The sequence below is a fragment of the Ideonella sp. P3_A4 genome, assembly GCF_056403075.1.
The window spans coordinates 1-6,585 of sequence record NZ_JBFUGE010000343.1; the positions used below are offsets into that span (position 1 = coordinate 1).

Below are 6,585 nucleotides of genomic sequence, written 5' to 3' on the forward strand. Positions count from 1 at the left end.
GATGATGAACAACCAGGCGGTCGCGACGAAGGTCAGCAGCGCGACGACCAGCACCAGCCTGCGGTGGCCGAGCGCCTTGTCCAGCGTGCGGCTGTAGGCGCCCAGCAGCGCGTTGAAGCCGCGCTCGAAGACCCGCACCAGCGGGCCGGGGCGCTTCTTGTGCTCTTCGTCGGTCAGGAAACGGCTGGCCAGCATCGGCACCAGCGTCAGCGAAACAAACGCCGAGACAACGATCGCCAGGCCGACGATGACCGCGAACTCGTGGAACAGCAGGCCGATCACGCCCGGCATGAAGAAGATCGGAATGAACACCGCCACCAGCGAGGTCGAGATCGAGATGATCGTGAAGCCCACCTCGCGCGAGCCGCGCAGCGCTGCCTGGAACGGGCGCTCGCCGGCCTCGACGTGGCGCACGATGTTCTCCAGCATCACGATCGCGTCGTCGACGACCAGGCCGACAGCCAGCGTCAACCCCAGCAGCGAGATGTTGTCGAGGCTGTAGTTCAGGCCCCAGAGCAGGGCGACGGCACCAACCAGCGACACCGGCAGCGACAGCGTCGGGATGGCCGTGGCCACGAAGCGGCGCAGGAACAGGAAGATCACCATCACGACCAGCGCGATCGTGCCCAGGAGGGTGAGCGTCACGTCGTGCAGCGCATCGCGGATCGAGATCGAGCGGTCGTTGACGGCGGTGATGTTCACCGACTGGGGCAGCTCTTTCTTCAGCTCGGGCAGCGCGGCGCGCACCGCGTCCACCACCTTCACCGTGTTCGCGCCGGGTTGGCGGAACACCGCGACCGAGATCGACGGATCACCGTTCAGCGTGGCCCAGGTCTTGAGCGACTCGATGCTGTCTTCGACTGCGGCCACGTCTTTCAGCCGCACGCTGTTGCCGGCGCGGGTGGCGACGATCAGCTCGGCGAACTCGGCCGCGTTGCGCAGCTGCCGGTTGGCCTGCAGCGTCAGCGTCTGGCGCGAGCCTTCGAGCGTGCCGACAGGGGTGTTGACGTTGGCGGCGCGCAGAGCGGCGCTCAGCTCGTCCAGCCCGATGTTGCGGGCGGCGAGCGCCTCGGGGTTCACGCGCACCCGCACCGCGAAACGCTTGGCGCCGAAGATGTTGATCTGCGCAACGCCGTCGATGGTCGACAGCGCCGGCGTGATCAGGTGCTCGGCAAAGTCTTGCAGCTCGGTCGGTGCGAGAGACGGTGAGGTGAGAGCGATGAACAGCACCGGCGAGTCGGCCGGGTTGACCTTGCGGTAAGACGGCGGCGAGGTCATGTCCTGCGGCAGCCCGCGCTGGGCGCGCAGCAGCGCGGCCTGCACGTCGACCGAGGCCGCGTCGATGTCGCGGCCCTCTTCGAACTCCAGCGTCAGCGAGGTGTTGCCCAGCGTGCTGGAAGAGCTGATGGTCTTCAGCCCCGGGATGGTCTGGAACTGCTTTTCCAGCGGCAGTGCCACCGAGGTGGCCATCGTTTCCGGACTCGCGCCCGGCAGCCCCGCGCCCACGTTGATGACCGGCGTGTCATAGCTCGGCAGTGCCGCGATCGGGATGCTGCGGTAGGCGATGACGCCGGCCAGCACGATGGCTGCGTTCAGCAGCACCGTCATCACCGGGCGGCGGATGAACAGTTCGGACAGGTTCATGGTGCCGATGCCTTCTTGCGGGGCGCCGAGGCGGCGCCGGACGCGGCCGCCGCGCCTTCGCGCGGCCGCTCTGTCACGCTGGCGCCGGGGCGCAGGTTCTGCCGGCCGTCGAGCACGATCTTGTCGCCCGCTTGCACGCCGGTGACCGCGGCGTCGTCGCCCTCGGCATGCACCAGCTGCACAGGCTTGGCCTGGGCCTTGCCGTCTTGCACGACGTAGACGATGTTGCCGCGCGCGCTTTGGATGATCGCGGCCTGCGGCACGATCACTGCGTCCTTCAAGGTGCGGGCCGTCATCGCGATGTTGACGAACGCGCCCGGCCACAGCTTGTCGCCGGCGTTGTCGAACACCGCCTTGACCTTCACCGTGCCCGAGGCCGGGTCGACCAGGTTGTCGACGAACTTCAGCCGGCCTTCAAGCTTGCCGGCGCCTTCCGGCAGCGTGGCACTGACGGCTGCACCGCCACCGGGCAGTGCGGCCAGCGCGTCAGCCAAGTGGCGCTGCGGCAGGCTGAACGCCACGGCGATCGGGTCGAGTTGGGTGATGGTGACCAGCGTGGTCGTGTTGGCCTGCACCGCGCTGCCCGGGTAGACGGTGATCGTGCCGACGCGGCCGGCGCTGGGCGCGGTGACGCGCGCATAACCCAGCGCCACGCGGGCGGCGGTCAGCGCTGCGCGGTCAGAGGCCACCAGCGCGGTCTGCGCGTCGACCAGGGCCTGGTTCGCGTCGACCGCGCCTTGCGAGATGAAGTTCTGCGCCAGCAGCTCGCGGCTGCGCGTCAGCTGGCGTTGCGCGTCGGCTTGCGCGGCCTGGTCGCGCGCGACCTGGGCCTGGGCCTGGGCGACCTTGGCTTCGTCGGTGCGCGAGTCGAGCGTGAACAGCAGCTCGCCGGACTTGACGAACTGCCCTTCGCGGATGTGCACCTTGGACACCACGCTGGTCAGCTGCGGCCGCATGTCCACGCTGGACAGCGGCGTCACGGTGCCGGTGGCCGTCAGCTCGACCGCGAGGTCGCGCTTGGCGGCCGTCACGGTGGTCACGCCCACCGGCGGGCCCGAGGCGGCGGCGGCCGGGCCGGAAGCGGCGCCCGACGCGGCTGAGGCACCACCCGCGGCGTCAGCGCCTTTGTTGCAGGCGGACAGGGTGGCCGCGACGAGAGAAGACAGTACAAGGGCGCGGCAAAGCGGGGCGAGCCTGGTCATGGATGATCGGTCGTTGGAGTTGTCGTCAAGAAATCTATGGCGAGTTGGGTGCAGCAAAGACTTGCCGCAGCACGGCCAGCCCGGCACCCAGCATGCGCAGCTCTTCAGCGCTTCGAGTGGCCAGCACCTGTGCCAGTTCAGCTCGTGCGCCCAGGCGGATCTGCGCCAGTTGCGCGGCGCCGGCTTCGGTGAGGTGCAGCTGCGAGCGGCGCCTGTCGTCGGCGGCGGTGCGGGGCTCGACGGCGCCGGCGCGTGCCAGGCGGTCGACCATGGTTGATGCGGTGGGCAGCGCCACGCCCAGAAAGGCGGCCACCGCGCTGATCGAGGCGCCGGGTTGCTGGCCGATGAATTGGAGGCAGCGGAACTGCGGCACCGAGAGCTGGTCGCCGACATGGTTGCGCATCGCATTGCGCAGTGCGTCCATCACCGCCGGGATCACTTCTAACACCTCGGAGGCGCTGTCACCCGCTGAGACTTTGGGAGCGGGGGTGGGGCGCTTGGATGGCATTGCTTAGCTGGGCTAACCAACGGACGAGCGTACCACCGCGGCGTGACCGCTTGTTACCTAACCGGGCGGATTTACGCGGCAGAAACGGTCGTGGCCTGGTGGCCTCGCTGGCCGGTCAGGCCGCGACGCCGACGCGGTTGCGGCCTTCGCGCTTGGCGGCGAGCAACAGGTCGTCGGCTGCCTTCAGCAGCGCGTCAGGCGAGGTGGACGCGATGGAGGTGTCGGCCACGCCGGCGGAAAAGCTCAAGCCCTGCAACGAGATGCCGCCCAGGTCGAACGCCTGGGTACGCCAGCGCCGCAGCAGCGCCTGCACCTTGCGGCGGGCATCGGCCGCGTCGGTGCGCGGCATCAGCAGGCAGAACTCTTCGCCGCCGTAGCGGCAAGCCACATCGCTGCGCCGGCACTGCGCAGCCAGCAGCTCACCAAAAGCGGCGAGCAAGCGGTCGCCGGCGGCGTGGCCGTGCTCGTCGTTGACGTGCTTGAAGTGGTCCAGGTCGATGATCGCCAGTGCCATCGTGTGCGACTCGCGCTGGGCCAAAGCGAACAGCGTCGGCAGTGCGTCGTTGAGGTGGCGGCGGTTGAACAGGCCGGTCAGCGGGTCGTGCGTGGCCTGCAGCACCAGCGCTTGCTGCAGCGATTCGACCTCGTCGATCTTGCGTTGCAGCGCGCCGTTGGCCTCGGCCAGTTCGGCGCGGGCGCGTTCGAGGCTGCGGCGATGCGCGTCGTTCTCGTCCAGCCGGTGCTGCAGGCGCAGCAGCTCGGTCTGCAAGGCGGCGGCCTGGTAGCGCGCCAGCGAGGCCATCTGGGTCTGCAGGCGGTACAGGCGTTGGCATTGGCGCAGCGCAGCCAGCGAGCGGGCTGCGTCGCCACACACCTCGTGCGCTTCGCTGAGCACGGCAAAGAACTGGGCCCGCATGCGCACGCTCAAGCCGCCGGTGTGGTCGCTGGCGGCGGCGGGTTCGGCCGGCAACAGCGCCGCCAGCGCTTCCGCGGGGCGGCCTTGAGCGAGGGCGAGCAACGCAGTGGCGGTGTAGCGCTCCAGGCGCTCTTCGGGCAGCAGCGCGTCGCCCAGCGCCCATGATTGATCGACCAACCGGGCGCCGAGCTCGAGGTCGCCCGCGCGGACGGCGGCGATGGCCAGCGTCTCGAAGTGCGCGGCCATGCGACCGCGGCCGCTCGCGTCGGCCGGCATTGCCAGCAGCGCGTGGACATCGGGCATCGCATCCGCGGCGCGGCCGAGCTCGGTCAGGCCGATCACCCGGTTGATCCACAGCACGCTCTGCAGCCGTGCGTTCTTCAGCGCACCACCGCGCGCCAGCCCTTGCGCCACGTGCAGCAGCGAGTGTTCGTAGTCGCCGATCTGCAGCAGCTCGTGCGCGAGGTTGCAATGCAGCACGGTGTCGAAGCCACGGCCGCTGCGCGGGCCGGCGTGGCGCAGCGCCTCGAACATGTAGGCAAAGGCCTGCGCAGAGTCGCCGCGGGCCGAGTAGCAGCCGGCCACCGCGTTCAGCAGCACGCCCAGCTGCTCGTGCTTGAGCACATGCACGCCGCGGTCGCGCAGCGGCAGCGCCATGTCCAGCGCCTCTTGCGCGCGGCCTTGGCGCCACAGCGAGCGGACCATGCCGGCGCCGGCGATCAGGTGGCCGGGGCGGTCGCCGACCTGGTCGAAGCAGGCCTGGGCGCGGCGCAGTTCCTCGGCCGCCTCGACGGCCGTGGCGTAGTACAGCAGGTGAAAGCCCAGCGCCAGCCGGCCCCAGCCTTCGGCCGCGGTGTCGGACGCGCGCTGGGCGGACTCGACCGCCCGCTCGGCCAGCGAGCGGGCCAACGCCGAATCAACATGCAGCGCATTCCATGCGCGGCGGGCCAGGCGCATGGCAGGGGAAGGTGGCGGGAGCTTGGTCGCCATCAGGAAAGGGGGCATGGACGAGGACCTACGACGCCACGACGGTCTCGACCAGCTCGTGCCGGCCGATCGGCGAGGCCGTGCCATCGCGCCACTCGGTCAACTGGTAGCCGTTGGTGTAGACCACCGTGCCATTGGCGCGCAGGTCGAACGAGGCCACATGCTTGGCCAAGGACTGCCAGCTGCCGCCGTGCGTGCGGCGCACCAGCTCCCATGAGCCGGGCACCAGGTTGCCGGCGTGCTGCGGGTCGTCGCGCACCTTGCGCAGCTCGATCATGCGGCCATGCAGCCACAGGCGGCCCAGGTCCTGGTCGAGCTCGGGTGTGCGCGGGCCGCCGGCCGAGCGCAGAGGCTCTTTGCCATAGACGGTAGAGAAGAAATTCAGATAACCAAAGACGGCTTTCAGCAGGCGCACCGGCATCATCACCGTGTCGACCAGCGCACCGCCGGCCCGCTCGTGGGCCGGCTTTTCGACCGGACGGCGGATGGCGTAGAGCGTGCCGTCGGCGGCCATCTTCGGCGCGACGAAATCATGCTGCTTGTCGTCGACCAGTGTCTCGAGCTGGCCGCTCTTGTAATCGAGCCGGCACAGCGTCGCGTGGGCGACAGCAGCCAGGTGCCCATGCTGCGGGTGGCGGGCCACGCCGCTGCTCTGGTAGACCAGGGCCGACGAAGCCCCGGGCACCATCGCGGGGGCCGCGTCGATGCAGTCGCCGCCGGTGACGGCACCCTTGAGTGTGCCTTCCTCGTCGTAGACCTCGAGCTGCGCGGTGCCGTCAGACAGGCCGATCGCCAGCACCAGGTGCTTGTGGCTGGGGTTGTAGGTCAGGCCGTGTACGGCGATGCCGCTGCGGTGGAACAGCCGCACCTCGCGGTCTTCGTCCAGGTGCAGGCGGAACAGGCCGGTCGATTCGCCGACGCGCAGCACGTAGTACAGGGTCTGCTCGTCGGGGCCGAAGGCGGCGTGCAGATAGCGCGGCGGCGCCATCGGGCCCGACTGCTGCGAGCCCCACAGGGTATTTCCGGGGATCACGCCGGTCTGCTCACGCGGCGCGTGCTTCCACGAGGTATTGCGGCGGCTGCGCTCATCGCGCTCGATCACCTCGCGCGCGAAGGCCGAGCTGATCTGCCGCGGCGGCTGGCCGTCGCGGTGCAACCACAACTCTCCCTTGGCGATGGCCAGTGTCTGCATTCTTCCCTCCTGCGCGCATTCGGGTGCGATGGTAGCCGCCCGGGAACTGGATAATCGGCCCACCCCTTCATCTGCCCCGCCATGCTCGAGACGCCCGAGGACCGACCTCGCACGCAAGATCCGCCCCAGGCAGACG

General features: G+C 69.7%; 5 protein-coding genes. All 5 read right to left on the minus strand.

What is annotated here, in order from left to right:
• Nucleotides 1–1,644, minus strand: a 1,644-nt coding sequence (locus AC1DYI_RS23465; RefSeq protein ID WP_477206544.1) for an efflux RND transporter permease subunit, incomplete at its 3' end; no start/stop codon positions are given.
• A complete protein-coding gene (locus tag AC1DYI_RS23470; RefSeq protein WP_477206545.1) occupies nt 1,641–2,846 on the minus strand; it encodes an efflux RND transporter periplasmic adaptor subunit in 1,206 nt (401 codons plus the stop codon). The genes AC1DYI_RS23465 and AC1DYI_RS23470, both read right to left, overlap by 4 nt.
• 34 nt (nt 2,847–2,880) lie before the next feature.
• Nucleotides 2,881–3,294, minus strand: a complete 414-nt coding sequence (locus tag AC1DYI_RS23475; protein WP_477206546.1) for a MarR family winged helix-turn-helix transcriptional regulator — start codon at nt 3,292–3,294, stop codon at nt 2,881–2,883.
• A 175-nt stretch (nt 3,295–3,469) separates the two neighbouring features.
• The gene (locus tag AC1DYI_RS23480; RefSeq protein ID WP_477206547.1) at nt 3,470–5,260 is read right to left on the minus strand and encodes a diguanylate cyclase; all 1,791 of its coding nucleotides are present in this window, start codon (nt 5,258–5,260) and stop codon (nt 3,470–3,472) included.
• Nucleotides 5,261–5,285: 25 nt separating this feature from the next.
• Entirely contained in the window at nt 5,286–6,449 is a 1,164-nt protein-coding gene (locus AC1DYI_RS23485; protein ID WP_477206548.1) for a hypothetical protein, read from the minus strand.
• Between the last annotated feature and the right edge of the window lie 136 nt (nt 6,450–6,585).